Below are 25,160 nucleotides of genomic sequence, written 5' to 3'. Positions count from 1 at the left end.
CAACGGCTCCCGACGCGCTGGCGGCGAGTCACTGGTCGGCGGCGGTGACCCTGGCCCGGGAGCCCCACAGCACGACGTAGGCCAGGAAGGCCAGCCACGCGGTGGCGCCGACGGCGATGCGCACCGCCGCCGGCAGGGGCGCGGGCGTGACGAACGCCTCGATCAGCGCCGCGACCGCGAAGATCGCGACCAGGCCGAGGGCGACCAGGATGCCGTCGCGTCCCGCCCGGGCCACCGCCTGTCCTCGGGTCAGCTGCTCCGGCGGCGCGATCCACGCCCAGCCGATCCGCAGCCCCACTCCGGCGGCCACGAACACCCCGGTCAACTCAAGCAACCCGTGCGGGGTGATCAGGCCGAAGAAGACGTCCGCGCGGCCGTAGGAGACCATCACCCCGCCGACCACTCCGATGTTCACCACGTTCTGCCAGAGCAGGTAGCCGACCGGGACGATGAGCACCCCCGCCGCCAGGCACTTGGCCGCCAGCCAGGCGTTGTGTGTCCAGAGGTGGAAGGCGAACGTCGGCGCGGAGAACTCCGTGTAGTAACCGGCGAATCCGGACTCGACGAGATGCGCGGCCTCCTCGTCGCCGATGAAGGCCGCAGCGGTCTCCGGGTTGTCCGCGACGAACCCCATCAGCGTGAAGGTGAGCAGGGTGAAGGCGCTCGCCACCGCGCACCACCACGGCGCCGCCCGCCAGACCGCCCCGGGGAAGCCGACCAGCAGAAACGTGCGCACCGTCGCCCACGACGGCCGTGGTCGGCTGGTGAGCCGGGCCCGGGCCCGGAGCACCACCTGGGAGAGTTCGCCCAGCAGCGCCGGATCGGGTGAGCGGCTGCGCAGCACCGACAGGTGGGTGGTGGCCCGTTGGTAGAGCGCGACCAGCTCGTCGACCTCGGCGGCGTCGAGGTGTCGCCGGTCGCAGAGCTGACTCAGCCGCCGCCACTCCCCGCCGTACTCCGCGACGTACGCGTCGAGATCCACCGCCAGCCACCCCCGTCCGCGCGATCATAGTGTTCACTGTCCGGGTGAGCACAGCAGCACGGTGGACCGCCCCGGCCTGGGGCGACGCCGGTCTGGTCAGCGGTGAGGCCGTGGAGTTGGACGTACGGGTCGCCCGGCTCGGCTCCCGGGTGCTCGCGTTGCTGGTCGACGTACTGATTCAGCTGGTGCTCGGCCTGCTGCTCGCGCTGAGCGTCGGGCTGACCCTGGCCAGCCTGCCGTACGGCGTCATCGACGCGGCGACGGAGCGGGCGTTGCTCACCCTCGGGGTCGTCCTGCTGCTGGTCGGCTACCCCGTGTGCGGCGAACGGTTCAACCAGGGGCGCACGCCGGGGAAGGCGGCGGTCGGGTTGCGGGTGGTGAGCCTCGACGGGGCCCCGGTCGGTCTGCGTCAGTCGCTGACCCGGGCGCTGGTCGGGGTCGCCGTAGAGTGGCCGGGCCTGGTGCTGCCGCTGTTGTCCTGGGTGGCCGGCACCACCGTGATGTTGACCGACGCCCGGGGTCGCCGGCTCGGTGACCTGGTGGCGGGCACGCTGGTCGTCCATACCCGCACCGCGACGAGGTGGCGCCCGGTGCCGGCCCCGGCACCGGCGCTGAGTGGCTGGGCGTACACGCTGGATCTGAGCCGGTTGGAGCCGGGCCTGGCGCTGGCCACCCGGCAGTACCTGACCCGGTACCACCGGTTCGCCGAGCCGGCACGCAGCGACCTGGCCCGGCGGCTGTGGCGGGAGGTCGGCGCGGCGATCACCCCAGCCCCACCACCCGGGCTGTCGGAGGCGGCCTACCTGGCCGCCGTCCTCGGCGAGCGGCACCGACGGGCCCGTCAGCGGCTCGCCGGTGAACGCGGGCTGGCTACGGCGCTGTGGCCGCAACTCGGCCCGGCCACGGCCGAACGGCCGGCCGAACCGGTGACCGTCGGGCCAGCCCCGGCCGCGCCACCGCCGCCCGGGCCGGGCGAGTTGACCGGCGTACGGCCGCCGGTGCCGGCCGCCCGGGTACGGCCGGCGGAGCCGGCGCAGACTGACACGCACGCGACGCCACCTGCCGGCGTCGAACGGACACCGGGGAGGCAGTGGTGAGAGGTTTCGGGCCGTGGCTGGCGGTACTCGCGGTGGTGCTGCTGCTCAGCGCGCTGCGGCTGCGTACCCTGGCGGCGCTGGTGTCGGTGGGCTGGTTGGTCTGGTGCGTCTGGACCTGGGTCCGCCCCACCCGCCGCCGTGATCGCCCGCACTGACCTGCGGGCCGCCCCGCGACGACGCCCGGCGGGACGCACCGCTGGCCTGGGCGAAAAAGCCGAACCGGGCCGACCCTCGCAGGGCCGGCCCGGTTCGCCGGTCGGTCAGTAGCGGTAGTGGTCCGGCTTGAACGGGCCCTCGACGGCGACGCCGAGGTAGGCGGCCTGCTCCGCACTCAGCGTGGAGAGCTTGGCGCCGAGCGCGGCCAGGTGCAGCCGGGCGACCTTCTCGTCCAGGTGCTTCGGCAGCACGTACACGCCGATCGGGTACTCGTCGGTCTTGGTGAAGAGCTCGATCTGGGCGATCGTCTGGTTGGCGAACGAGTTCGACATCACGAAGCTCGGGTGCCCGGTGGCGTTGCCCAGGTTCAGCAGCCGGCCCTCGGAGAGCACGATGATCGCGTGGCCGTCGTCGAACTTCCAGAGGTCGACCTGCGGCTTGATGTTCTCCCGGGTGACGTCCGAGCGCTTGGCCAGGCCGGCCATGTCGATCTCGTTGTCGAAGTGGCCGATGTTGCCGACGATCGCCTGGTGCTTCATCCGGGCCATGTGCTCGTTGGTGATGACGTCGAAGCAGCCGGTGGCGGTGATGAAGATGTCCGCGATCTCGACCACGTCGTCCAGCGTGGCGACCTGGTAGCCGTCCATCGCCGCCTGGAGCGCGCAGATCGGGTCGACCTCGGTCACCACGACCCGGGCGCCCTGGCCGCGCAGCGACTCGGCGCAGCCCTTGCCCACATCGCCGTAGCCGAGCACGACCGCCATCTTGCCGCCGATCAGCACGTCGGTGGCGCGGTTGATGCCGTCGATCAGCGAGTGCCGGCAGCCGTACTTGTTGTCGAACTTGCTCTTGGTCACCGAGTCGTTGACGTTGATCGCCGGGAAGAGCAGGGTGCCGGCGCGGTGCATCTCGTAGAGCCGGTGCACGCCGGTGGTGGTCTCCTCGGTGACGCCCTTGATGCTGGCGGCGATCCGGGTCCACCGCTGACCGTCCTCGGCCAGCGTGCGGTGCAGCAGGCCGAGGATGACCGCGTACTCCTCGGAGTCGGCGGACTCCACCGGCGGCACCGCGCCGGCCTTCTCGAACTCGGCGCCCTTGTGGACGAGCAGGGTGGCATCGCCACCGTCGTCGAGGATCATGTTCGGGCCCTGCCCGTCGGGCCAGTCGAGCACCTGCTCGGTGCACCACCAGTACTCTTCGAGCGTCTCGCCCTTCCACGCGTACACCGGCACACCGGACGGGGCGTCCACGGTGCCCTCGGGGCCGACGACGATCGCGGCGGCGGCGTGGTCCTGGGTGGAGAAGATGTTGCACGATGCCCAGCGGACCTGCGCGCCGAGCGCGACCAGGGTCTCGATCAGGACAGCGGTCTGGATCGTCATGTGCAGCGAACCGGTGATCCGCGCGCCCGCGAGGGGCTGCGCGTCGGCGAACTCGCGGCGGATCGCCATCAGGCCGGGCATTTCGTGCTCCGCGAGGCGGATCTCCTTGCGCCCGAACTCGGCGAGCGACAGATCCGCCACCCTGTAGTCGCCTTCGGCGAGGGTGCGCGGCCGGGCCTCGGACGACGTGCCGCTGGCGGACGCCGGGAGGGTGCTGGTCATGAATGCTCCTGTCGGACGATGGTGCTGCGCAACCTCCCACCTTACGCGCGCCGCCCGATCACGGTTGGAGTGGTTGCGGACAGCGCACGGGGCGGCCGGTCACAGGTGTTGCCACCCATTACCGTCCGCCCCGCGCATCCCCCCGGTTTGGTTCCCCCGCGCGTTCTCGGACCTTCGTCGCGATAACGCTGCGCACTCATAGAGTCACACTGAGCAGAGGTCGAGTCAAGCTATTCCGGAAAAGTCGGACTTGCCAGTCGGCGGACAGGCCCGTCGTGCGAGTCAGCGCAGTACGGCGAGCGAGTCAGAGCAGTCCCGGCGAGGCGACGTACACCTCACCCAGGCCGCTGACCGTGAGTGACTTCCCGGCGGCCGCCCCGACCGCCGCCTGGCCGGGCCCGAGCGTCACCGGCGTCACGAGGTCGGCGACGTCGACCCGCCCGGACGTGCACAACACCACCCACGGCCCCGGCACCGCCAGGGTCACCTCGGGCCGCGCCCCGTCCACCGTCACCCGGTGCAACGCGAAATCCGGCACCGGGACCGGCCAGGTCACCACCCCGTCCGCGACCGCCCGGGGCGACACCACCGGCTGGTCGAGCACCTCGAAACGGAGCACCCGGAGCAGTTCGGCCACGTCCACGTGCTTCTGCGTCAATCCGCCCCGCAACACGTTGTCACTGGCCGCCATCACCTCCACACCGGTGCCCCGCAGGTAGGCGTGCAGATTCCCGGCCGGCATCCAGATGGCCTCGCCGGCAGCCAGCCGTACCCGGTTGAGCAGCAACGCCACCACCACCCCCGGATCGGCCGGATACGCCTGCGCCAGCAGCGCGACCAACTCCGCGTCCGGCCCGGCCACCGCCGCCGCCCGCACCGCCGCCACCAGCCCGGCGCGCTCCGCCGCCGGCCAGACCAGCAGCAGGCGTACCGCCTCGGCCAGCCCGGTCGGACCGGCGGCGAGCGCGTCGAGCACCGGCCGCAACTCCGGTACGCCGAGCCCGGCCAACACCTCGGCCGAGACTGCCGGATCGCGGAACCCGCACAGCGCCTCCATCGGCCCGAGCGCCACCAGCAGCTCCGGCTTGTGGAACGGGTCGACGTAGTTGCGGTGTCCATCGCTGCGGGCACCGTCGGTGGCGAAACCCGCCCGGGCCTGCTCCGCGTCCGGATGGGCCTGCAGGCTCAGCGGGGCCGCCGCAGCCAGCACCTTGAGCAGGAACGGCAGCCGCGCCCCGAATCGGTCGACCACCCGCTGACCGAGCCAGTCGCCGGGGTCGGCGGCGAGCACATCGGTCAGGGCGACCCGGTCACCGTCCCGTTCGACGATGGCCGGCGCGCCCGGATGCGCCCCCAACCACAGCTCAGCCTCCGGCCCATCGCTCGGCACCGGGCGGCCCTGCAACTCGGCGATGGCCGAGCGGGACCCCCACGCGTAGTCCTTGATCGGTCCGTACAGCAGTTCCACCGGTCAGCTCCCCGATCGACCGGACGCCTCCACCGGCCCGGCCTCAGCATGGTAGATGTCGGGTTCGAGATAGATCACCCGGGCGACCGGCAGCGCGGCACGGATCCGTGCCTCCACCGCGTCGATGCCGCGCGCCAGTTCCTCGGCCGTCTCGCACCGGGACACCGCGATCTTCGCGGCCACCATCAGCTCCTCCGGGCCGAGGTAGAGCGTCTTCATGTGGATGATCCGCTCGACCTCCGGCCCGGCGGCGACGGCCCGCTCGATGGCCGCGATCTCCGCCGGCTCGGCGCCCTCCCCGAGCAGCAGACTCTTGGTCTCCACGGCGAGCACGATCGCGATCGTGACCAGCAGCAGACCGATCATCGCGGTGCCCGCCGCGTCCCACCGGCCGTCGCCGGTGATCAGCGTCAGCCCCACGCCGAACAACGCGAAGAGCAGACCGACCAGGGCGCCGAAGTCCTCCAGCAGCACCACGGGCAGTTCCGGCGCCTTGGACCGGCGGATGAACCTGGTCCAGGACTCGCGGCCCCGGACCAGGTTGGACTCCTTGATCGCGGTACGGAAGGAGAACGACTCCAGCACCACCGCCACCAGCAGCACGGTCACCGGCACCCACTGCCAACTGGTGATCCCGTGCGGGTCGGACCACTTGTGCCACGCCTCGTAGAGCGCGAACAGCCCACCCAGGCTGAACAGCACGATCGCGACGATGAACGCGTAGACGTAGCGCTCCCGGCCGTAGCCGAAGGGGTGCTGCGGGGTGGCCGCCCGCCGCGCCCGCCGACCACCGAGCAGCAGCAGCGCCTGGTTACCCGAGTCGGCGACCGAGTGGATCGACTCGGCCAGCATCGACGACGACATCGTCAGCAGGTACGCCACGAACTTCGTCACCGCGATGCCGAGGTTGGCCAGCAACGCGGCGACGATCGCCCGGGTACCGCCCTCGGCGCTCACGCCGCCGCTCCGCCGGTCACTGGTTGGCCAACTCCTTCATCTCCGTGATCGCCGGCACGGCCATCGGATCCAGTCCGTGCGCCAACGCCAGGTAGATCGACGCGAAGTCCGGCACCGCCACCAGGGAGGCCAGCCGCTCCAACGCCGAACCACCCTCGGCGGTCACCACGTCGCACCGTACGCCCCGCCGCTCGGCGAGGGTCTGCACCGCGTCGGCGCGTCGTTCCTCGACCGCGAGGGGCTCGTCGGCGTCGTCCTCGGCGTTCAGGCCACCGTCACGCAGCAGCACCAGCCGCAACCGGGTGCCGTCGTCCCCCGACTCCTCCGGATCGGCGAAGATGTCCCGCTCCCCCTCAGCGAGGCCGCCGAAGACACCGTCGAGCAGACCGACCCGCCCCCGGCCCGCCTCGCCGAGCGCCCCGGTGACCACCGGGTACCGGGCATTGGCCGACAGGGTGTCACCGAAGCGGCGAGCCGCGACCGAGGCCAGCGGCGACGAACCCCACACGATCGGAATGGAGCCGGCCAGACCGAGCGCCAGGGATTTCGCCGGATTGACGAAGGACTCCGCGGTGGGACGGCAGCGGTCCGCGTCGGCGTCCAGCCGGGCCGCCGTCTCGGCGAGGTCCGCCTCGTTGACCTTCACCAGGCCGAGCGCCCGGGCGGCGAGCAGAACCGGCACGGTCAGCCCCCAGAGGCTGGCCCGGGCCGGCGCCCGGCGGGGCACCGGGATGAACGGGGCGCGAGCCCGTTCGGCCACCGACTGCAACTGCGAATCGGCCGGGCCCACGGCCACCAGGCGGGCACCCCGCCGGTGGGCGGCCTCGGCCGCGCCGAGCGCCTCCGGGCTGCGGCCGGAGGCGCTGACCGCGATGACCACGTCGGCCGCGCCGACCCAGCCCGGCACCCCCGCGCTGCGGTGCGCGATGACCGGCACCGGGCAACGCGGCCCGGCGACGGTGGCCAGCACGTCACCGGTACGTCCGGCGGTGCCGATGCCGGCGATGACGACCGCCCGGGGCCGCCCGTCGTCGGCGAGTACGGCGAGGTTCGCCTCGGCGGCCAGCGCGGCGGACTCGCGGACCTGTGCGCCCGCCGAGGCGGTGTGCCGCAGCATGCCGCCCGGGTCCCGCTCGGCCAGCGCCTGCGGGTCGTCGAGCAACTGCTCGTCGGCGTGACGGTGGCCGCTGACTCCGGCCGTTCCGTCGATCACGACCGCTCCGCGGGGCCGCGCGCCTCGTCCAGCAGCAGCACCGGTACGTCGTCGCGGACCTCGAAGATCCGGCCGCACTCGGTGCAGGTCAGCGTCTGCGCCTGCGCGTCGTAATCCAGCGGGGCATGGTGGGTGTCCGGGCAGGCGAGGATTTCCAGCAACTGCGGGTCGAGGGCCACGTCGCGGCTCCTTCCACGTATGCGGCTTCACCGATCGGCGACACCGAACGGCGCGTGCGATCTTATCGGCGCACCCGGTCGAGCACGTCGTCGCGCAGCGAGGTCATTCGCTGCGCAGTGGGCGCCTCGACATTGAGCCGCAGCAACGGCTCGGTGTTCGAGGCACGCAGGTTGAACCACGCCCCGTCCGGGAAGCGCAGGGTGAGACCGTCCATCTCGTCGGCCTCGGCATCCGGGTAGGCGGCCCGCACCTCGGCTACCTTGGCCGCCTGATCCGCCACGGTGGAGTTGATCTCACCAGAGGCGACGTACCGCTCGTACTCGGCGGCCAGCGCGGACAGCGGCAGCGACTGCTCGCCGAGCGCGGCCAGCGTGTGCATCGCCGCCAACATGCCGGTGTCCGCGAACCAGAAGTCCCGGAAGTAGTAGTGGGCGGAGTGCTCGCCACCGAAGACCGCGTTGGTACGCGCCATCTCCGCCTTGATGAACGAGTGCCCGACCCGGGCCACCAGCGGCTCACCACCGTGCTCGCGGATGATCTCCGGCACCGCCCTGGAGGTGATCAGGTTGTGGATGACCGTCGATCCGGGGTGCTTGGCCAACTCCCGGGCCGCGACCAGCGCGGTGATCGCCGACGGCGACACCGGCTCACCACGCTCGTCGATCACGAAGCAGCGATCGGCGTCGCCGTCGAACGCCAGGCCGATGTCCGCGCCGTGCGCCACCACCGCGCGTTGCAGGTCGACCAGGTTTGCCGGGTCCAGCGGGTTGGCCTCGTGGTTGGGGAACGTACCGTCCAACTCGAAGTACAACGGCACGATCCGCAGCGGCAGGGCCGTCAACGCGGCGTCGCCGAGCACGCTGGGCACCGTGTGCCCGGCCATGCCGTTGCCGGCGTCCACCACCACCGTCAGCGGCCGGATGTCGGACAGGTCCACCAGCGTGCGCAGGTGCGCCGCGTAGTCGGCCAGCAGGTCCCGCCGGTGCACCGGTGCGGTCGGCTCGCCGGCCGGCTCGCCCTTGTCGAGCAGGGCCTGCGCCCGCTCACGGACCTCGGCCAGCCCGCTGTCCTGTCCGACCGGGCGGGCGCCCGCGTGGCACATCTTGATGCCGTTGTACTGCGCCGGGTTGTGACTGGCGGTGAACATCGCCCCCGGCAGACCGAGCGAACCGGAGGCGTAGTAGATCATGTCGGTCGAGGCGAGCCCGATCTCGATCACCGGCCGCCCCTCGGCGCGCACCCCGGCGGCGAAGGCGGCGGCCAGCCCCGGGCCGGAGGCCCGCATGTCGTGCCCGATCAGGACGGCCTTGCCCACCTCACCGGTGGCGTCGAGCATCTGGGCGAAGGCTGAGCCCAGGGCTCCGGCAACAGTTTCGTCCCACTGCTGCGGCACCGTCCCGCGGACGTCGTACGCCTTGACGATCTGGGACAGATCAGACACCGGTTCCACTCCTCGACTGCAGGCCGTCAACGAACCTGAGCGTATCGGAGGGACGGGCTCCACCCCGGCTCAGCCGGGGAGCCCGCGTCCGTACCCCGGGTCGGCACCCTCGCCGGCGGACGCGGACGGGTCCTGGCGCTGCGGCACCACCCCCGGGCCGGGCTGGGCGGGCGGGGCAGAGGTCGGCGGGACCACGGCAGACCCATCGGGAGCCTCGGACGGCATCGCCCGGGTCTGGTCGCTGGCACCGGCCGGACGCGCGCCGTACAGGCCGCCGGAGGGCCGGGGAGCGGGCGTACCCCCGTAGACCCGGGGGGTGCCCGGCCGGCCCGATCCGTACACCTGACCGGGTACTGCCGGCGGCACGGTGCCCGGACCGGCCGGCGTCGGTGCGACGCCCGGAGCCCGGCTGGAGCGGTACGTGGTGCCCCCCGGGTTACCCGGCAACGGGACCTCGGCCTGCTCGCGACGCCGCCGCCGGTCCTTCCGCGAGCGGTGCACCAGCAGCCCGATCAGCAGGGCCCCGGCGGCGACCATGGCGACGCCGAAGTACATCACCGGCGACCCGCCGCTGGACTGGTCGGCCGACTGGGTCTGCACGGCCGGAGTGTCCGCGGCCAGCGCCACCGTCGGCGTGGCCACCACGGACGGCGACGGCGCGCTCTCCTCGTCCGGTGTCGGGCTGGGTGACGGCGACCGGGACGGCGACGGCGACGGGGCCACCCGGCCGCCGGCCACCCGGGACTCCGCCACGGCCCGACCCAGCAGGGCCCCCCGCGCCGTGACCGCCTCGCCCGTCACGAACAGTCGCCCGCCGGGCGCGTCGGCACCGAACGCCACCCGGTAGCGGATGGTCGCGCCCTTGCCCTTGCAGAGCTCGTCCTTTTCCGGGGCCACCGGCGCGGTGGTCACCAGCCCGTCGCCGCCGGAGACCGGTACGGAAACCCACTGGCCGCCCACCTCCGCCTGGACCGCGACCTGCTCGGGTCGGACCCCCGGCAGGCTCAGCCCCAGCGCACCCCGCACCCGCACACAGCCCTCGGTACGTTTGCGCACCTCCAGCCGGACGCCCTCGGCCGAGCGGCCCGCGGTGAAGCTGCCCGCCGACCGCACCCGCACCCGGTCCTCGTCGGCATGCGCCGGCGCAGCACCGACCAACACCAGGCCGCCCAGGAACACGCAGACCGTCGCAAGCCGCGTCGCGCGGCGACGTACCGACATGATCACCCCACCGTTCCTCCCCCGGGCGGGGAATCGCCGGTCAGGCTACTACCGGAGCCCACCCTCGGGTCGTCATCGAGCGTCCCGGATGTGCGCCGCGCCACCCTGGCAGCGCTCCCCAACACCGCCGGCACCCGGTGGTCCGCCGGCTATCACTCACCGTCGCGGCCGATCGACCCGGACGGACCGGAACCGGCGGGGGACGTGCCCGGGCCGCCGAGCAGGTGCACGCGGTTGAGGTACGGCTCGCCGTACCCCTGATGTTCCTCGACGGACGGATAGCCCGGCAGCTCGGGTCGCTGGCTGTACAGGCCCCGGCGCAACCCGGTCAGCGGCATCGGCCGGGCGCCGCCGTCCAGCACCAGCACATCCGCGTCGAGGGCATTGAACGGGTACGCGGCCCCGTGGTGCCGGTAGAGCGGCTGGTCGCTGACCAACCCGACCTGCGGATCGACGTAGAGCACCGTGCCGTTCTGGTTCAACGCCACCCAGATGTGCGAGCCGCCCTGCTCCAGATGGTTGACGATGAAGGCGAAACTGCCGTGGCCACCCAGCAGGAGTTGGTCGTGCAGATTGCGGTAGCCGGTGTCCAGCGCCTGTTTCAGTCCGGCAGGTGTGCTCGCACTGCCGTCGCAGAGCCGCTGGAAGCGACCCCCGGTGACGTCCTCCACCCGCCCGGTGCCGTCCTGCTCGCCGTTGAGCGGCCGGGTGACCTCGCCGGACTCGTACGCGTCGAAGGTGCGCGGCGCCGCGACCCGGGGACGACCGTGCACCCAGGTGTCGAAGAGCGACAGGGTGCAGTCCAGGCAGTTGATGCCCCGGGTCGGATCCGCGCGCGGCCCGCCGTCGTTCATCAGCCCGAACCAGTCACCGACCCGAGGATCAGCGGTACGCACCACCCGGCCGGTTTGGTCCCGGGGCATCTGCCGCTCCACGTCCAGCTGGTGCAGGGCGAGCGGCGGGCGGAGCCCGCCGGGCTGGCCGTACCGGCGGGACCGGTCGACCGGCGGCGGGTCGTCGTCGCCGGTCAGGGCGGAGCGGTCGCCGGTGCCGATCCCCCCACGAGCGAGCTCACCGACGTCGTCGTTGATCCGGTGGAAGTCCTCCGGCCGGTCGACGGCCACCACGTCGGGTACGACCGCACCGGACGCCACCGCCTCGGCCAGATCCAGACACTCCCCGTACGCCCGGGTCTCCACATCAGCGGCCCATTGCCAGTCCGCCGACGTTCCGCGGTGACCAGCCTGGTGGAGATGGCGCGCATATGCTGCGAAGTCGCTGGCGCGCTGGTAGTGCTCCTCCGCCTGGATCCTCAGTCGAGAAGTCTCACGCGACCGGCGAGCTGCCTCGAACCATGCCCGCTGCGACTCGTAGTAGCCCTGGTAGCGGCGCCGTTCGAGGGCATCGTCATCGGCGGCTGAGCTACCCCTGCCGCGATCAGCAGGCGTTGGCGGCGCGGTTGGCTGGATGGCAGGCTCCGAGATACGCGCCTTCTGGCCGTTCGGAGCGAGTGCGCCGATCAGCACGGATCGTGGCGGCGCGGGCAATGACTCAGGCCGAGGCGGTGTTCCGACGGCCGGGCCGACCTCCGTCGACCTTGCTGCCGTCGGCGCGCCCGGAGCCGGTTCCATCACCGGGCCCACTGCTGCCGAACCCGCCACAGTCGATGATCCGCCGATGCCTGCCGTCGCCACTGAGCTCGACGCATGGGCCGGACCGGTCGAGAGGGCCGGGCCGCTACCCACCCCACCCGCCGTCGTCAATTCCGGGCCGGTGGCAACGCCTGGCGTGACCGACGCCGACGCGACTGTGGACAGCGCCGGCCCTGACATCTCGATCATCCCGACCGTTGGGGACGGGCCTGCGCCAGCAAGCGCGCTGGGCTCGTCGCCGGCCGGGAAGTCACGGCTCGGCTGGACCGGGTCCAGCGGCTGACTCGATTCTGTCGGGCGGTGCGGCGTTCCATCGAAATCGGAGCCGACGAGTTTCGGCGGCCCGGCGTCCTTAAGCGGCTCGACAGAGTGGACGAGGTCCGTGCCGCCGTCAGCTGTCGCCGGTGGCAGGGCAGGCCCGGCAGCCAGCGAGGTCGAGTTCAGCGGGCCGGCGACGAAGGGTTCGATCGGGGTCCGTTGGGCCACCACATCGTGCACCGGGTCCACGACCGGCCCTTGATACCTCGATGCGCCGCTGCCGAGCGGTAGCGCCGGGTCGACCGGCCCGGGCGGCGGCGGGATGCCCGGCTCGGGCATGACCGGTGGTGGAAGAGTCGGCCCGGACAGGGCGGCCAGCTGGCCGTCAAGCCGGGCCTGCAACGCGTGATCGACCTGGCTGGTGGCCGAGCCACGGGCGCCCGAAGCGGCTGCCCGTGCGGCATCCTCCAGCGACGTCAGTCCCTGCCCGGTGGCGAGGCGCGCCGCCTGGTCGGCGATCACCTCGCCGGCCATCTCCCGACCCAGGTGTTCGGCCATCCGCGCGCCCTGACCGGTGGCGTGCCGGCCGAGACCGGCCAATGGTGCCACCGCACCGCCGGCCAGGCCGCCGATCGCGTTGGTCCCCAGGTCGGTGACGTCCAACTCGTGCCGCCGGCCGGTGCTGTGCTGGTACGCCTGGGTGGCCAGGTTGACTCCGGCCTCCTGGGCCGCCTCGGCCAGCCCTTCGCGGGCGGAGTGCCGGGCCAGGCCACGCGCGCCGCTGGCGGACACCTGCTTCGCCGCCCGTTCGCCGACCTCCTTGAGGCCCTGCTTGAGGGACTTGCGGCCCAGTTGGGCCAGTAGGCGGCGGAAGATCTGCTGGACGAGGAACCGGGTCGCGGCGATCAATCCGGCGGCGGCCGGCGAGGCAGCTCCGGCGGTGAGTGCCGCCGCCACCGCCAGTGCCAGCAACTCGATCACCAGGATGCCCAGCTCGATCCAGACTTCGAGCTTGGCCGCCTCGATGTCGCACCCGCACTCCTCCACCACCCGGCCCAGGTCATGACTGACCGTGAGCAGCACCGGCAGGGGTGCTTCCGCACCGTCCGCGACGCGCCGCCATGCCGAGTCGAACGCGGTCGCCACCGCACCGATCACGCCGTACGCCTGATGCACCTCGGTCGCGGCGGTACCGGCGTCCGCCTGCGGGCCGGCAAGCGATCCGGCTGCGGCGTACCACTGGTCGGCCAGATCCCAGACGGCGCGTTCGTCGCCCTCCGGCCACTCCATGCCGACCACCCAGTCGAGAGCCTCGTAGACCCAGCCGGGCAGGTCCCAGGGCGAGTAGTCCAGCGGGTGCGGGATCGGGCTCGGCAGCACCGTCATCGAGGATCTCCGGGTTCGGATTCAGCGCCGGGGGCGCGGGTCCGACACCCGGTCGAACCGGGCAGCGCTGGCCGCGTCCGTCCGCTGGTTGGCCTCGACCGAGCGGACGACGTCGGAGCCCAGCTCGGCCAGCCGCCCGCCGACACCTGCCCAGACCCGCAGCACCAGTTCCTCGTAGCCGCGGTACTGCCGCTCGAACGCTTCGCCGATGTCGTCGCGCCCCCACGGCCGCCGGGCGCTGGCCGCCGCAATCGCGGCGCCGGCCTGGTCGCGCCGTCCCGTGACCGCCTCGCCGACGCGGGTCAGGTCCGCCCCGGCACGCCGGGCCCGCGTCGGGTCGAGCCAGAGTTGCTCCGCCATCACTCGCTCCGTCGCAACAAGGTGTCGGCCCGGCCGAGCAGTGCGCCAAAGTCGCCGGTACGCAGAAAATCGGCCGCCCGGGGCCCGGCCGGCAGGTAGGCGCTCACGAGTTCCTGGGTCGCGGCCGTCGCGCCGGTCGCGGCCCGCCGCACCGTGGCAGTGATCTTTCCGCTCAGCGCCCTCGGATCACGGTCCCGGTAGATCGAGGAATCCAACTCGACGGAGATCAGCTCGCCCCGGGCGTCGACGGTCGCGGTGACCTGGCCGTCGGCGGAGCGCTCCGTCACCCGCAGCTCGGCGAGCCGGGCCTGAAGTTCGTCCAAACCGGACCGTAGCTGCTGGTACTGCCCGTACACCTCGTCGAAACGGGCCCGGAGGGCGCGATTGGCATCACGATTCACGCTGTCGGTCAACGCCATCCCTCTCGTCACCGTAGGTAAGCCGAACCATACCGGCTGCCACGGATTCCCGTTGTCCGGTAGGTTCGCGGTGTGATTGACCGCGAGCAGGCCGAGCAGATCGCGGCGGTGTGGGCCCGCCGCGACTCACAGCGTCTGGGTCACGAGTGCCGGCCCGTGGTCACGGAGTTCGACCTCGGGTTTGTCATCACCTCCACCACGTCCGCACAGGTCCGACCGCTGCCGGGCGACCTACCGACCACTGTGGTCGACAAGGCGACCGGTGAGGTGACCACCTGGCCGCGAGTTCCACCCGAGGTGGTCGAGCAACTCTTCCGTCGCAGTCGCCCCACCGGGCCACCGGTCCCCCGCACCGTCGACCCGGCCAGCCAACTGCTGCGCGAGATCCGCCGACTGCCCACCCCGACGATGGCGGCGCACCTGACCGTCGAGGGGCGGATCTTCACGGCGCACGGCGCCAAGGGGGATGTGGAACTCGACCACCATCCGCTGGTCCGCGCGTACCTTGACGAACTGCCCGACGGGCACCTGGTTCGCGGTGGCGACCGGCACGCCGAACTCGTCGTCGTTTCGGACGTCCTGCACGAGTACGACCACCGCCGCGCCGCCGAAGGCATCGCCCCGATGGACGCTGGCGATGCGGCAGCTCTACTCAGCGGGACCCGATTCGACTGCTACCTCGTCCGGGAGGCCGGCGACCCTGCGGGCGGACGCATCGAACGTCCCTGCGATTCCTGCATCAACTTCCTCGTCCACTTCAACGTCCTGCCCTGGTCCGACCGAGGCTGGACGGCACCGTGGTATCCCGAACCCGCAGCCGACCCTGAGCCGGGACGCTTTCCGCCCGACGTGGTGAACGCGCTCGTCGCCGCCGGTTGGCGCCCACACTTCGGCGACGAGGTGGTGGCGATGTCAGCCATCCGAGATATCAGAGCGGTACGTGGCAGAGTTCATGAGCACGCGGTCCCCCCGGCCGCCCTGCGGACCCTGACCGCGTTCCCGAGCCTGGTAGGGGCTCGACTCGGGCCGGGAGCGCAGGTTTGGATATCCCGTTTCGACATTCGGCCTCGACAGGTCGCGCACACCGCCGATACGCTCGCTGACTTCGCGGCGGTGATCGGGGCGCGATTGTTCCCGATCGGTACGGAGAACCAGCACAGCATCATCGCCGTGGACGAGCACGGCCGGATCTTCGCGCTGGATCAGGCGGGCGAGTGGTTCCTCGGCGCGGACATCGACGAGGCCCTGGTCACCCTGCTGCTCGGCCGTGCCCCGGCCCGGGTACGCGACGACGGCAGTTGGTGAACCGCCCTCCGGTGTTAATAAGGGGCCCTTCCTCTACCGCAGGCGTTAATAAGGTGCCCTTCCTTACAGCTGGATGCCGGTAAGGACGGTTACCCGGGGGTCGGTGTAGTCGTCCATGGCGCTGCGCAGGCCCTCCCGGCCCACGCCGCTGCCCTTGACCCCGCCGTACGGCATCTGGTCGGCGCGGTACGACGGCACGTCACCGACGATCACGCCGCCGACCTCCAGGGTGCGTGCCGCCGCGAAGGCGACGTCGAGGCGGTGGGTGAAGACCCCGGCCTGGAGGCCGTACGCCGAATCGTTGACGGCGGCGAAGCCGGCGGCGTCGTTCTCGACCCGGTCCACGACGAGCACCGGGCCGAACACCTCCTCGGCGCACACCTTGGCGTCCTTCGGCACTCCACTGAGGATGGTGGGCGGGTAGTTGGCACCGTCCCGCCGGCCGCCGGTCTCGATGGTGGCGCCGGCCGCCACGGCCTCGTCCACCCACGCCTCGACCCGGCGCGCGGCGTCGGTGGAGACCAGCGGGCCGACGTCGGTCAGCGGGTCGGTCGGGTCGCCGGTACGCAATTCCCGCACGGCCGCGACCAGCCGGGGGACGAATCCGTCGTAGAGCCACTCGTGCACGTAGACCCGCTGTACCGCGATGCAGGACTGACCGGCCTGGTAGTTGGAGAAGGTGGCGATCCGGTGCGCGGCGAAGGTCAGGTCCTCGTCGTCGGACCAGTCGGCGCAGATCAGTGCCGCCGCGTTGCCGCCCAGTTCCAGCGTCACGTGCTTTTCCGGCGCCGCCCGGCGGATGGCCGCGCCGACCGGCCCGGAGCCGGTGAACGAGACCACCGGCAGGCGCGGGTCGGCGACCAGTTCGGCGGCGCGTTCGTTGGGCAGCGGCAGCACCGAGAACATCCCGGCGGGCAGTTCGGTCTCGGCCAGGATCTCGCCGAGCAGCAGCGCCGACAACGGGGTGGCCGGTGCCGGCTTCAGCACGATCGGCGCGCCCACCGCGAGTGCCGGGGCGACCTTGTGGGCCACCAGGTTGAGCGGGAAGTTGAACGGGGTGATGCCCAGCACCGGCCCCTTGGGCACCCGCCGGATCAGCGCGATGCGGCCGGTCGCGGCCGGGTCGGTGTCGAGCCGTTGCAGTTCGCCGGAGTCGCGCCGGGCCTCCTCGGCCGCCCACCGGAAGGTGGACACCGCCCGCCCCACCTCGGCTCGGGCCCACTTGACCGGTTTGCCGTTCTCGGCGGTGATCAGGGCGGCGATCTCCTCGGTCCGCTCGGCGAGCCGGCGCGACACGTGGTCCAGCGCCGACGCGCGGGCGTGCGCGGGCAGGCCGGCGGCGCTCGCGGCCGCCTCGGCCGCCGCCGCCACGGCCGCTTCGACCTGCTCGGCGGTGGCGAGGGTGGTACGCCCGACCGGGCGGCCGTCGTACGGGTGGTGCACGGTCACCTCGTCGGCACCGTGGGTGGGACGACCGGCGACGAAGAACGGTGTGAGCTCCACGCTCGGCAGCCTAAACCACGGATAGGTCGACGGAAACAGTCGCCTTGACCCTTGTCTGCCGCGAATTCAGTAGCGAAGATGGCACGAAGATTGCGATAACCGCCGCAGCGCGACCCCCGGACCCCTCGGAGTGATCCAGTCATGAGTGACCAGCAGAAGCTGCGTAACTTCGTCAACGGCGAGTACGTCGAGCCGGTCGACGGTGGCTACGCCGACCTGATCGACCCCTGTACCGGTGAGGTCTTCGCCCAGGCCCCGGTCTCCGGCGCCGCCGACGTGGACGCGGCGATGCGGGCCGCCGCCACCGCCTTCGAGAGCTGGCGGGACAGCACTCCGGCCGAACGGCAGAAGGCGCTGCTCAAGCTCGCCGACGCGGTCGAGGCCCGGGCTGCCGACCTGGTCGACGCCGAGGTACGCAACACCGGCAAGCCCCGGCAGCTCACCGCCGACGAGGAACTGCCACCCGCGGTGGACGAGTTCCGCTTCTTCGCTGGTGCCGCCCGGCTGTTGGAGGGCCGTTCGGCCGGCGAGTACATGGCCGGGCACACCTCGTACGTGCGACGCGAGCCGATCGGCGTCTGCGCCCAGGTCACCCCGTGGAACTACCCGCTGATGATGGCGGTCTGGAAGATCGCGCCCGCCCTCGCGGCCGGGAACACGGTGGTGCTCAAGCCGTCGGACACCACGCCGGTGTCGACGCTGCTGCTGGCCGAGATCGCCGCCGAGTACCTGCCGCCGGGTGTGTTCAACGTGGTCTGCGGCGACCGGGACACCGGCCGGGCGCTCGTCGCGCACCCCACCCCGCAGCTGGTGTCGATCACCGGCTCGACCCGGGCCGGCATGGAGGTCGCCGCTGCTGCCGCGCCCGACCTCAAGCGCACCCACCTGGAGCTGGGCGGCAAGGCCCCGGTGGTGATCTTCGACGACGCGGACATCGCGGCGGCGGCCGAGGCCATCGCGGTCGGTGGTTACTTCAACGCCGGTCAGGACTGCACGGCGGCCACCCGGGTGCTCACCGCCCCCGGCGTGCACGCCGACTTCGTCGCCGCCCTCACCGAGCAGGCCCGCAACACCCGGACCGGTGCGCCGGACGACGAGGACGTGCTCTACGGCCCGTTGAACAACGCCAACCAGCTCGCCCGGGTACGCGGCTTCGTCGACCGGCTGCCGGACCACGCGTCGCTGGAGACCGGCGGCGCGCAGGTGGGCGAGCGCGGCTACTTCTACGCCCCCACCGTCGTCTCCGGTCTCCGGCAGGACGACGAGATCATCCAGGACGAGGTGTTCGGGCCGGTCATCACCGTGCAGCGGTTCTCCGACGAGGACGAGGCGGTGCGCTGGGCCAACGGCGTCGACTACGGCCTCTCCGCCTCGGTCTGGACGCGCGACCACGGTCGGGCCATGCGGATGACCCGGCGGCTCGACTTCGGCTGCGTCTGGGTGAACACCCACATCCCGTTCATCTCCGAGATGCCGCACGGCGGGTTCAAGCACTCCGGGCACGGCAAGGACCTCTCCGTCTACAGCCTGGAGGACTACACCCGGATCAAGCACGTCATGCACAACATCGAGGGCTGAACCTGTGAGCGCGAGGAGTGAGCCGGGTTTGCGAGCCCCGCAGGCGCGAACGAAAGGAGGCTCAGCCCTCATGACCTCATCCGGGGAACTGCACAAGCGGCGGGGCGCGGCCGTCGCCCGGGGCGTCGGCAGCGTCATCCCGGCGTACGTGGCCAGCGCGTCGGGCGGCACCATCACCGACGTCGAGGGCCGCGAGTGGATCGACTTCGCCGCCGGCATCGCGGTCACCAACGTGGGCAACTCCGCCCCGAAGGTGGTCGAGGCGGTACGCGCGCAGGTCGAACGCTTCACCCACACCTGCTTCATGGTCGCGCCGTACGAGTCGTACGTGGCGGTCTGTGAGCAGCTCAACGCGCTGACCCCGGGCAGCTTCGAGAAGCGCTCGGCGCTGTTCAACTCCGGCGCCGAGGCGGTGGAGAACGCGGTGAAGATCGCCCGGCACGCCACCGGACGGCCGGCGGTGGTGGTCTTCGACCACGCGTACCACGGCCGGACCAACCTGACCATGGCGTTGACGGCGAAGAACATGCCGTACAAGCACCGGTTCGGTCCGTTCGCCGGCGAGATCTACCGGGTGCCGATGTCGTACCCGCTGCGCGACGGTGGCCTGGCCGGCGCCACCGCGGCAGCCCGGGCCATCGAGCTGGTCGAGAAGCAGGTCGGTGCGGAGAACGTGGCCGCGCTGCTGATCGAACCGATCCAGGGCGAGGGTGGCTTCGTCGTACCGTCGCCGGGGTTCCTGCCGGCGTTGCGTGAGTGGGCGACGGCGGCCGGGGTGGTCTTCATCGCCGACGAGATCCAGACGGGTTTCTGCCGTACCGGTGACTGGTTCGCCTGTCAGCACGAGGGCGTCGAACCGGATCTGATCACCCTGGCCAAGGGCATCGCCGGTGGGCTGCCGTTGGCTGCGGTGACCGGCCGGGCGGAGCTGATGGACGCGGTGCACGTCGGTGGCCTCGGCGGCACGTACGGCGGCAACCCGCTGGCCTGCGCCGCCGCGCTGGCCGCCATCGAGACCCTGCACGAGCTGGACCTGGCCGGCGCGGCCCGGCGGATCGAGGCGGCGCTGGGGGCCCGGCTACGGGCCATCGCCGAGCGGGATCCGCGCGTCGCCGAGGTACGCGGTCGCGGCGCCATGCTCGCGGTGGAGATCGTGCAGCCGGGCACGCTCACCCCCGACCCGGCCGCCACGGCGGCGATCTCGGCGGCCTGCCACGCCGCCGGCCTGCTCACCCTCACCTGCGGCACGTACGGCAACGTGCTGCGTTTCCTGCCTCCGCTGGTCATTTCCGACGACGAACTGGCCCGTGGGATGGACATCCTGGACGCCGCTTTCGGCTGACCGAGCCGGCCGGGTGGTTGCCGCGTCCGCACCGCGCGGCAACCACCCGGCCCATATTCAGCGCAGCACCTCGACGGTGTTGTTGCGCACCAGGTTCTTGCCCGGCTCCCTGATCTGTTCCATGGCGGCGGAGTTGAGCAGCACGCAGCTGCCCGACGGGCCGGTCACCGTCACCGTGGTCGTCCGGTCGTTGTCCAGGTTGGTCACCCGCAGCCGGGTACCCACCGGGAAGCGGTCGCTGGTGGCGGCCGGACCGGCGGCCTCCTCGAAGAAGGTGATCGCGCCCTGGCAGGCCGACCCGGTGACCGGGCGGGCGGCGGGCGGTGAGGCCGAGCCGGGCCGATCGCCGGCCTGGGTCGGCTGCCCGGCGCCGGGCTGCGCCCCGCCCAACCGTTCGACCACGTTGCGCCGGATCACGTTCTTGCCCGGCTCGCGGACCAGGTCCATCGCGGCGGCGTTGAGCAGGACGCAACTGCCCGACGGCCCGACCACGGTCACCTCGGCCGACTTGTCGTTGTCCAGGTTGGTCACCCGCAGCGTTGTCCCGACCGGGAACTGGTTGCTGGTGGCGGCCGGCGCACCTCCCTCAGCCGAGAAGGTGATCGAGCCAGCGCAGACGCTCTGCGCGGTCGGTGCGCTGTCGGCGAACCCGAGCCCGGTGCTCACCGCCATGGCCGCCGCCGCGACCACCGCCACCCCCGCCGCCAGCATGTGCTTCCGCTGTACCTTCACCTGTTGCCTCCCGTCCTCGGTGCCTGCGTTCGGGTGCGGGTACGGAGTGGGAGCGCTGTCCAGTTCAGCTCAGTGACATGCATCGAAAACAAAGTTTCGAATGAACCTTCCGGCGGCGGGGGCGGACCGCTCAGAGCGGGCCGTAGCGGGTGTGCGGTGCGCCGGTCAGCAGCGCCCAGTAGCGGTCGCCGTAGGACCAGTGCCACCACTCGGTGGGGTAGTTGACCAGACCCGCCCCGGCCAGCGCGCTGCCCATGATCTGGCGGTGCCGGCGAGCCTGCGCGCTGATCGACGACGCGGCCGTGAAGCAGGCGTTCGCGCTGGCCTCGGGGGTGGCGTCCACGGCGGTGCCCATGTCCAGCTCGGCCCCGTCGGCGGTGCAGAGGGTCAGGTCCACCGCCCCGCCGGTGCTGTGCGGCGCCACCTCCACCGGCGAGACGAACTTGGTGGTCTCCTCGTACACCCGCTCCGCCGACCAGTCCGGGTGGTTGCGGCGCAACTCGTCCCGGTATCCGGTGAAGATGTCCAGCTGCGCCGCGTAGGGCCGGTACCCCTCGATGACCAGCAGACGCAGGCCGTCGGGCAGGGCACTCTGCGCGGCCAGCAACCGCTCCACCACCCCCTGACGCAGCCGGGCGTACGCCCCGGCGGGATCGGCCGCCCGGCCGTCGAGCCGGAGTTCGGGTACGTCGCGCAGGTCGACCAGCGGCTCACCGTCGTCCTCGCCGGGTACCGCCGCCACCCGTGGATCGCAGAGCAGGATCACGCCGGTTTCTCCTCGCCCACGGGGCGGCTCGCGTGCCGCTCGACGGCCAGGGCGACCAGCCGGTCGACGATCTCGCGGTAACCGACACCGGCCGCCGCCCATGCCTTCGGGTACATCGAATGCGCGGTGAAGCCGGGCATGGTGTTCAGCTCGTTGACGTACAGCTCGCCGGCGCTCTCGTCGTAGAGGAAGTCGACCCGGGCCAGCCCCCAGCCGCCGATCGCGGTGAACGCGCGTACCGACAGGTCCCGGATCCGCTCGGCCACCTCGGCGGGCAGTACGGCGGGCACCACCATCGGGTCGGAGTCGCCGAAGTACTTCTGCTGGTAGTCGAACCAGCCCCCGGTGACCCGTACCTCACCCACCGCCGACGCCTCCGGACGGGCCCCGCCGAGCACCCCACACTCCAGTTCCCGGCCGGTGACGCCCTGCTCCACCACGATGAGGTTGTCGTGCCGGAGCGCCTCCTCGACCGCCGCCGCCAAGTCGTCGCCCTCGCCCACCCGGGAAATGCCGATCGACGAGCCCATCCGGGCCGGCTTGACGAACAGCGGCCGGCGCAGCCCCACCACCAACTTCTCCACGTCCTCGGTGGCGCGGTAGGTCTGCTCGTCGAACCAGACGTGCGGGGTGATCGGCACCTCCTCGGCCCGCAGCGCCCGCTTCATCGCCACCTTGTCCATCCCGACGGCGGAGGCGAGAATCCCGCAGCCCGCGTACGGCACACCCAACGATTCGAGCAGGCCCTGCACCACGCCGTCCTCGCCGTACGGGCCGTGCAGCACCGGGAAGACCACGTCCAGTTCGGCGTGCACCACCTCGGGCGAGTCCGCCGCGGTGACCAGCGCGGTGCCGCGCGGCTTGCCGGCCCGCAACTCCACGGCCGCGCCGGTCACGGTCAACCGGTCGTCGATGGCCCGCTCCGCCCCCGTGCCGTCGAGATGACTGGCCAGCGTCGACTCCGGCACCAGTCGCAGTCCACCGTCGCGGGTGATACCCAGCGCCACGACGCGGTAGCCCCCGCCAACCAGCGCCCGGGCCACCCCGAGCGCCGAGGCGCACGAGACCTCGTGCTCCGCCGACGGCCCGCCGAACAGCACCCCGATCACCCTCGGCCGCCGGTCGCCGTCCCGTCCCGCTGTGGCGACCTTCTCCGGCTCACCGGCACGGTGATCCACTCCCTGATGCTCGCTCATGCTGCCGCCCCTTCTTTGATCCGATGCGGGGCCGCCAGCCGGGCGACCAGGTCCGCTTCCACGTTTCCGCCGGTCAGCACCACGCCGACCGTGTACCGCCGCCGAGCACCGTCGCCGGCTTCCGCCGCCTCGCTCTCGGCGTCCCCCGCAGCACCGCCCGGCGGCACTGCCGCATTGCCGTTGAGTTCCACGGCGGCAGTGCCCCGCCGGTTCGCGGCATTGCCGGGAAATTCCACGGCGGCGTTGCCGTTGAGTTCCAGAGCGGCGGCGTTGCCGTTGAGTTCCAGGGCGGCAGCGTTGCCGGTCAGGCGCAGTGCGCCGGCCAGACCGGCCGCACCGGACGGCTCCGCCAACACCTTCAGCTCCAGCAGGAGCAGCCGGAACGCCTCGGCGATCGACTCGTCGTCCACCCGGACCACCCCGCGCAGGCGGTTCCGCACGATGGCGAACGGCAACTCACCCACGCAGGACGGGCGCAGGCCGTCGGCGATCGTCGCGGCCGGGCTGACCGGGGTGGGGTGGCCGGCGGCCAGGCTGCGGGCCAGCGAGTCGCAGCCCTCCGGTTCCACGCCGTACACCTCGATCGGCCGGCCGGCCACGGCCAGGCACGCACCGGCCACGCCGCCGCCCCCACCGACCGGCAGCACCAGCGCGTCCAGCGGGGTGCCCGCCCGCTCGGCCTCCTCGATCAGTTCGAGGCTGGCGGTGCCCTGCCCGGCGACCACGTCCGGATGGTCGTACGCGTCGACGATCGGGTAACCGGTCTCGTCGCTGATCCGCCGGGCCACGGCCACGCGATCCGCCACGCCGGTGCCGGCGAACACCACCCGCGCGCCCGCCGTCCGGGCCCGCTCGACCTTGGTGGCGGGCGCGTCGACCGGCAGCACCACGGTCGCGGCCAGCCCGTGCCGCCGGGCCGCCAACGCCACGGCGACCGCGTGGTTGCCGGTGCTCTGCGCGATCACCCCGGCGTGACCGGCGGCCGCGAGCCGGCCGACCGCGAACAGGCCACCCCGCATCTTGTACGAGCCGCCGCGTTGCAGGTTCTCCGCCTTCAACAACACCCGGACGCCGGCCAGCCGGTCGATGGCCGGGGACCGCAGCACTGGGGTACGCAGCACCCGGCCGTCGAGCCAGCGGGCGGCCTCCGCCACGTCGACCCGGGCTGGGTCGACCTCCGGGGAAGCTGAGCTGGACATGTCGTCTCCTTGTGGTCTCAGGCGGCGGAACGCCGGCTGGGCAGGTCGAACAACCACGACGCGCGGAGCGCGAGCAGGACCCGGTGCAGGGCCAGGCTGAGCGCCAGCACGACGACGGTGAGCGAGAACGGGAAGCCGAAGGCCAGGGCCAGCCGGGCAGGGTCGTCCAGGCCGGCGACCAGATCGGCGATCAGCAGGTGCAGCAGGGCGAGCACCGGCATGTGGATCACGTAGATCGGCAGTGTCCGGCGGCCGAGCGCCGCCAGCGGTTCGGCGACGATCCGCCAGCTGGCCAGCCGTACCGCCCCGGCGATGCCGAACAGCACCGCGACGGCGGACACCAGGACCGCCACGCCGGGCCACCGGCCGGCGCCGGTGGCGAGCATGGCCGCCGACGCCACGCCGTACGCCACCGCCGCGAGCAGCAGCCGCCGGCCGGTCACCGCCTCCGCCCAGCGGAGCAGGTACGGCCGCAGGTGCAGACCGGCCAGGAAGAACACCAAATTCTGGTAGAGGCCGCCCCGGTTGCCGGGGGTGTCGAGCAGCCCGGTCGCCGCGATGGCGGCGAGCGTGCCCGCCGCGCCGAGCAGCACCGCCGGGTGGACTCGGCGCAACGCCTTGGCCAGTACGAAGTAGAGCGCCAGCGCGTACAGGTACCAGAGGTTCGACGGGGTGATGGTGAGCTGGGCCAGCAGTTGTCCGAGGCTGGTCGCCCGGTCGGTGGGAAAGTCCGGGGCGAGGGCCAGCGCGGCGGTGTGGATCAGCAGCCAGAGGGCGTACAGGTAGAGGAACTGGGCGATCCTGGAACGTCCGACCGCCCGCCACGGCCGGTGCACAGCGGCGGCGGCGAACATTCCGGAGATGGTGAAGAACAACGGCATCCGCATCGGCAGCAGCAGCTCGCCGAGGGTGCCCCAGGCGCCCGGAACCGGCACCGAGAGCCGCCAGTCGATCTGAAGGTAGTCCTTCATGATCACGTGCCAGAGCAGGACCAGGAGGATGCAGCCGCCCTTGGCCACGTCCGCCCAGACCAGCCGCCCACCGGCCGGCTGCCGGCCACGCCTCGGCTCGGTCGGGGCCGGGCCGAGGTCGGTGGAGGGTGCCGGTTGCTCACGGGTGGTCACGGGTTGCTCCTCTCTCCGCCG

At 72.3% G+C, this 25,160-nt stretch carries 22 protein-coding genes; 5 read left to right on the top strand and 17 right to left on the bottom strand.

Translation table 11 applies throughout. The features are described 5' to 3' along the window. Positions 1 to 28: 28 nt before the first annotated feature. Positions 29 to 982 (bottom strand): stage II sporulation protein M, encoded by a 954-nt coding sequence (locus E0H26_RS05280; RefSeq protein ID WP_131301376.1) that lies wholly within the window; start codon positions 980 to 982, stop codon positions 29 to 31. A gap of 44 nt (positions 983 to 1,026) precedes the next feature. Here E0H26_RS05280 and E0H26_RS05275 point away from each other — a divergent pair, with 44 nt between their 5' ends. Next, the gene (locus E0H26_RS05275) at positions 1,027 to 2,079 is read left to right on the top strand and encodes an RDD family protein (protein ID WP_131301374.1); all 1,053 of its coding nucleotides are present in this window, start codon (positions 1,027 to 1,029) and stop codon (positions 2,077 to 2,079) included. Further along, a complete protein-coding gene (locus E0H26_RS29135) occupies positions 2,076 to 2,234 on the top strand; it encodes a hypothetical protein (protein WP_165521751.1) in 159 nt (52 codons plus the stop codon). The genes E0H26_RS05275 and E0H26_RS29135 overlap by 4 nt, the downstream gene beginning before the upstream one ends. A gap of 105 nt (positions 2,235 to 2,339) precedes the next feature. Here the strand turns inward: E0H26_RS29135 and ahcY are convergent, their stop codons facing one another. The 10 genes from ahcY to E0H26_RS05225 form a co-directional block, all read right to left on the bottom strand. Further along, on the bottom strand, positions 2,340 to 3,839 hold the full coding sequence (ahcY, locus tag E0H26_RS05270) for an adenosylhomocysteinase (RefSeq protein ID WP_131301372.1): 1,500 nt from the start codon (positions 3,837 to 3,839) through the stop codon (positions 2,340 to 2,342). A gap of 304 nt (positions 3,840 to 4,143) precedes the next feature. Then, positions 4,144 to 5,307 (bottom strand): mannose-6-phosphate isomerase, class I, encoded by a 1,164-nt coding sequence (gene manA, locus E0H26_RS05265; protein WP_131301370.1) that lies wholly within the window; start codon positions 5,305 to 5,307, stop codon positions 4,144 to 4,146. A gap of 3 nt (positions 5,308 to 5,310) precedes the next feature. Next, complete coding sequence (locus E0H26_RS05260; RefSeq protein ID WP_131301368.1) at positions 5,311 to 6,264, bottom strand: cation diffusion facilitator family transporter; 954 nt, start codon at positions 6,262 to 6,264, stop codon at positions 5,311 to 5,313. 16 nt (positions 6,265 to 6,280) lie between these two features. Next, positions 6,281 to 7,477, bottom strand: a complete 1,197-nt coding sequence (locus E0H26_RS05255) for an SIS domain-containing protein (RefSeq protein ID WP_131301366.1) — start codon at positions 7,475 to 7,477, stop codon at positions 6,281 to 6,283. Continuing rightward, entirely contained in the window at positions 7,474 to 7,656 is a 183-nt protein-coding gene (locus tag E0H26_RS05250) for a Trm112 family protein (protein WP_013731721.1), read from the bottom strand. Before E0H26_RS05250 ends, E0H26_RS05255 begins: the two co-directional genes overlap by 4 nt. Before the next feature lie 62 nt (positions 7,657 to 7,718). After that, on the bottom strand, positions 7,719 to 9,098 hold the full coding sequence (locus tag E0H26_RS05245) for a phosphomannomutase/phosphoglucomutase (protein WP_131301364.1): 1,380 nt from the start codon (positions 9,096 to 9,098) through the stop codon (positions 7,719 to 7,721). A 69-nt stretch (positions 9,099 to 9,167) separates the two neighbouring features. Then, on the bottom strand, positions 9,168 to 10,319 hold the full coding sequence (locus tag E0H26_RS05240) for a hypothetical protein (protein ID WP_131301361.1): 1,152 nt from the start codon (positions 10,317 to 10,319) through the stop codon (positions 9,168 to 9,170). Positions 10,320 to 10,471: 152 nt separating this feature from the next. After that, entirely contained in the window at positions 10,472 to 13,615 is a 3,144-nt protein-coding gene (locus E0H26_RS05235) for a toxin glutamine deamidase domain-containing protein (RefSeq protein WP_131301359.1), read from the bottom strand. A gap of 21 nt (positions 13,616 to 13,636) precedes the next feature. Next, positions 13,637 to 13,975, bottom strand: coding sequence for a hypothetical protein (locus E0H26_RS05230; RefSeq protein ID WP_206024876.1), 339 nt, complete (start codon positions 13,973 to 13,975; stop codon positions 13,637 to 13,639). Beyond that, the gene (locus E0H26_RS05225; RefSeq protein ID WP_206024874.1) at positions 13,975 to 14,394 is read right to left on the bottom strand and encodes a YbaB/EbfC family nucleoid-associated protein; all 420 of its coding nucleotides are present in this window, start codon (positions 14,392 to 14,394) and stop codon (positions 13,975 to 13,977) included. The genes E0H26_RS05230 and E0H26_RS05225 overlap by 1 nt, the downstream gene beginning before the upstream one ends. Positions 14,395 to 14,466: 72 nt before the next feature. Between E0H26_RS05225 and E0H26_RS05220 the strand changes: the two genes are divergently transcribed. Further along, a complete protein-coding gene (locus E0H26_RS05220; RefSeq protein WP_131301355.1) occupies positions 14,467 to 15,699 on the top strand; it encodes an SUKH-3 domain-containing protein in 1,233 nt (410 codons plus the stop codon). Between the two features lie 63 nt (positions 15,700 to 15,762). Here the strand turns inward: E0H26_RS05220 and E0H26_RS05215 are convergent, their stop codons facing one another. Continuing rightward, positions 15,763 to 17,202, bottom strand: a complete 1,440-nt coding sequence (locus tag E0H26_RS05215; RefSeq protein ID WP_131301352.1) for an aldehyde dehydrogenase family protein — start codon at positions 17,200 to 17,202, stop codon at positions 15,763 to 15,765. 141 nt (positions 17,203 to 17,343) lie between these two features. On the opposite strand from E0H26_RS05215, the gene E0H26_RS05210 reads away from it, so the two are divergent. Together E0H26_RS05210 and gabT are read left to right on the top strand one after the other, a co-directional pair. Continuing rightward, complete coding sequence (locus E0H26_RS05210) at positions 17,344 to 18,780, top strand: gamma-aminobutyraldehyde dehydrogenase (protein WP_131301350.1); 1,437 nt, start codon at positions 17,344 to 17,346, stop codon at positions 18,778 to 18,780. A gap of 70 nt (positions 18,781 to 18,850) precedes the next feature. Next, complete coding sequence (gabT, locus tag E0H26_RS05205) at positions 18,851 to 20,122, top strand: 4-aminobutyrate--2-oxoglutarate transaminase (protein ID WP_131301348.1); 1,272 nt, start codon at positions 18,851 to 18,853, stop codon at positions 20,120 to 20,122. Between the two features lie 57 nt (positions 20,123 to 20,179). Here the strand turns inward: gabT and E0H26_RS05200 are convergent, their stop codons facing one another. The 5 genes from E0H26_RS05200 to E0H26_RS29125 all read right to left on the bottom strand — a co-directional run bounded on the left by E0H26_RS05200 (position 20,180) and on the right by E0H26_RS29125 (position 25,139). After that, complete coding sequence (locus tag E0H26_RS05200) at positions 20,180 to 20,854, bottom strand: RlpA-like double-psi beta-barrel domain-containing protein (protein ID WP_131301346.1); 675 nt, start codon at positions 20,852 to 20,854, stop codon at positions 20,180 to 20,182. A 130-nt stretch (positions 20,855 to 20,984) separates the two neighbouring features. Then, positions 20,985 to 21,620 (bottom strand): M15 family metallopeptidase, encoded by a 636-nt coding sequence (locus E0H26_RS05195; protein WP_131301344.1) that lies wholly within the window; start codon positions 21,618 to 21,620, stop codon positions 20,985 to 20,987. After that, positions 21,617 to 22,816, bottom strand: coding sequence for a D-alanine--D-alanine ligase family protein (locus E0H26_RS05190; RefSeq protein ID WP_131301342.1), 1,200 nt, complete (start codon positions 22,814 to 22,816; stop codon positions 21,617 to 21,619). The genes E0H26_RS05195 and E0H26_RS05190 overlap by 4 nt, the downstream gene beginning before the upstream one ends. Then, on the bottom strand, positions 22,813 to 24,015 hold the full coding sequence (locus E0H26_RS29130; protein ID WP_165521762.1) for a threonine ammonia-lyase: 1,203 nt from the start codon (positions 24,013 to 24,015) through the stop codon (positions 22,813 to 22,815). Before E0H26_RS29130 ends, E0H26_RS05190 begins: the two co-directional genes overlap by 4 nt. Positions 24,016 to 24,032: 17 nt before the next feature. Next, a complete protein-coding gene (locus E0H26_RS29125; protein ID WP_165521761.1) occupies positions 24,033 to 25,139 on the bottom strand; it encodes an acyltransferase family protein in 1,107 nt (368 codons plus the stop codon). Between the last annotated feature and the right edge of the window lie 21 nt (positions 25,140 to 25,160).

This window comes from Micromonospora zingiberis (genome assembly GCF_004331455.1).
GTDB classification, from domain to species: domain Bacteria; phylum Actinomycetota; class Actinomycetes; order Mycobacteriales; family Micromonosporaceae; genus Micromonospora; species Micromonospora zingiberis.
Note: the sequence above shows the minus strand (reverse complement) of the source record. Positions and strands in the feature narration are given on the sequence as shown.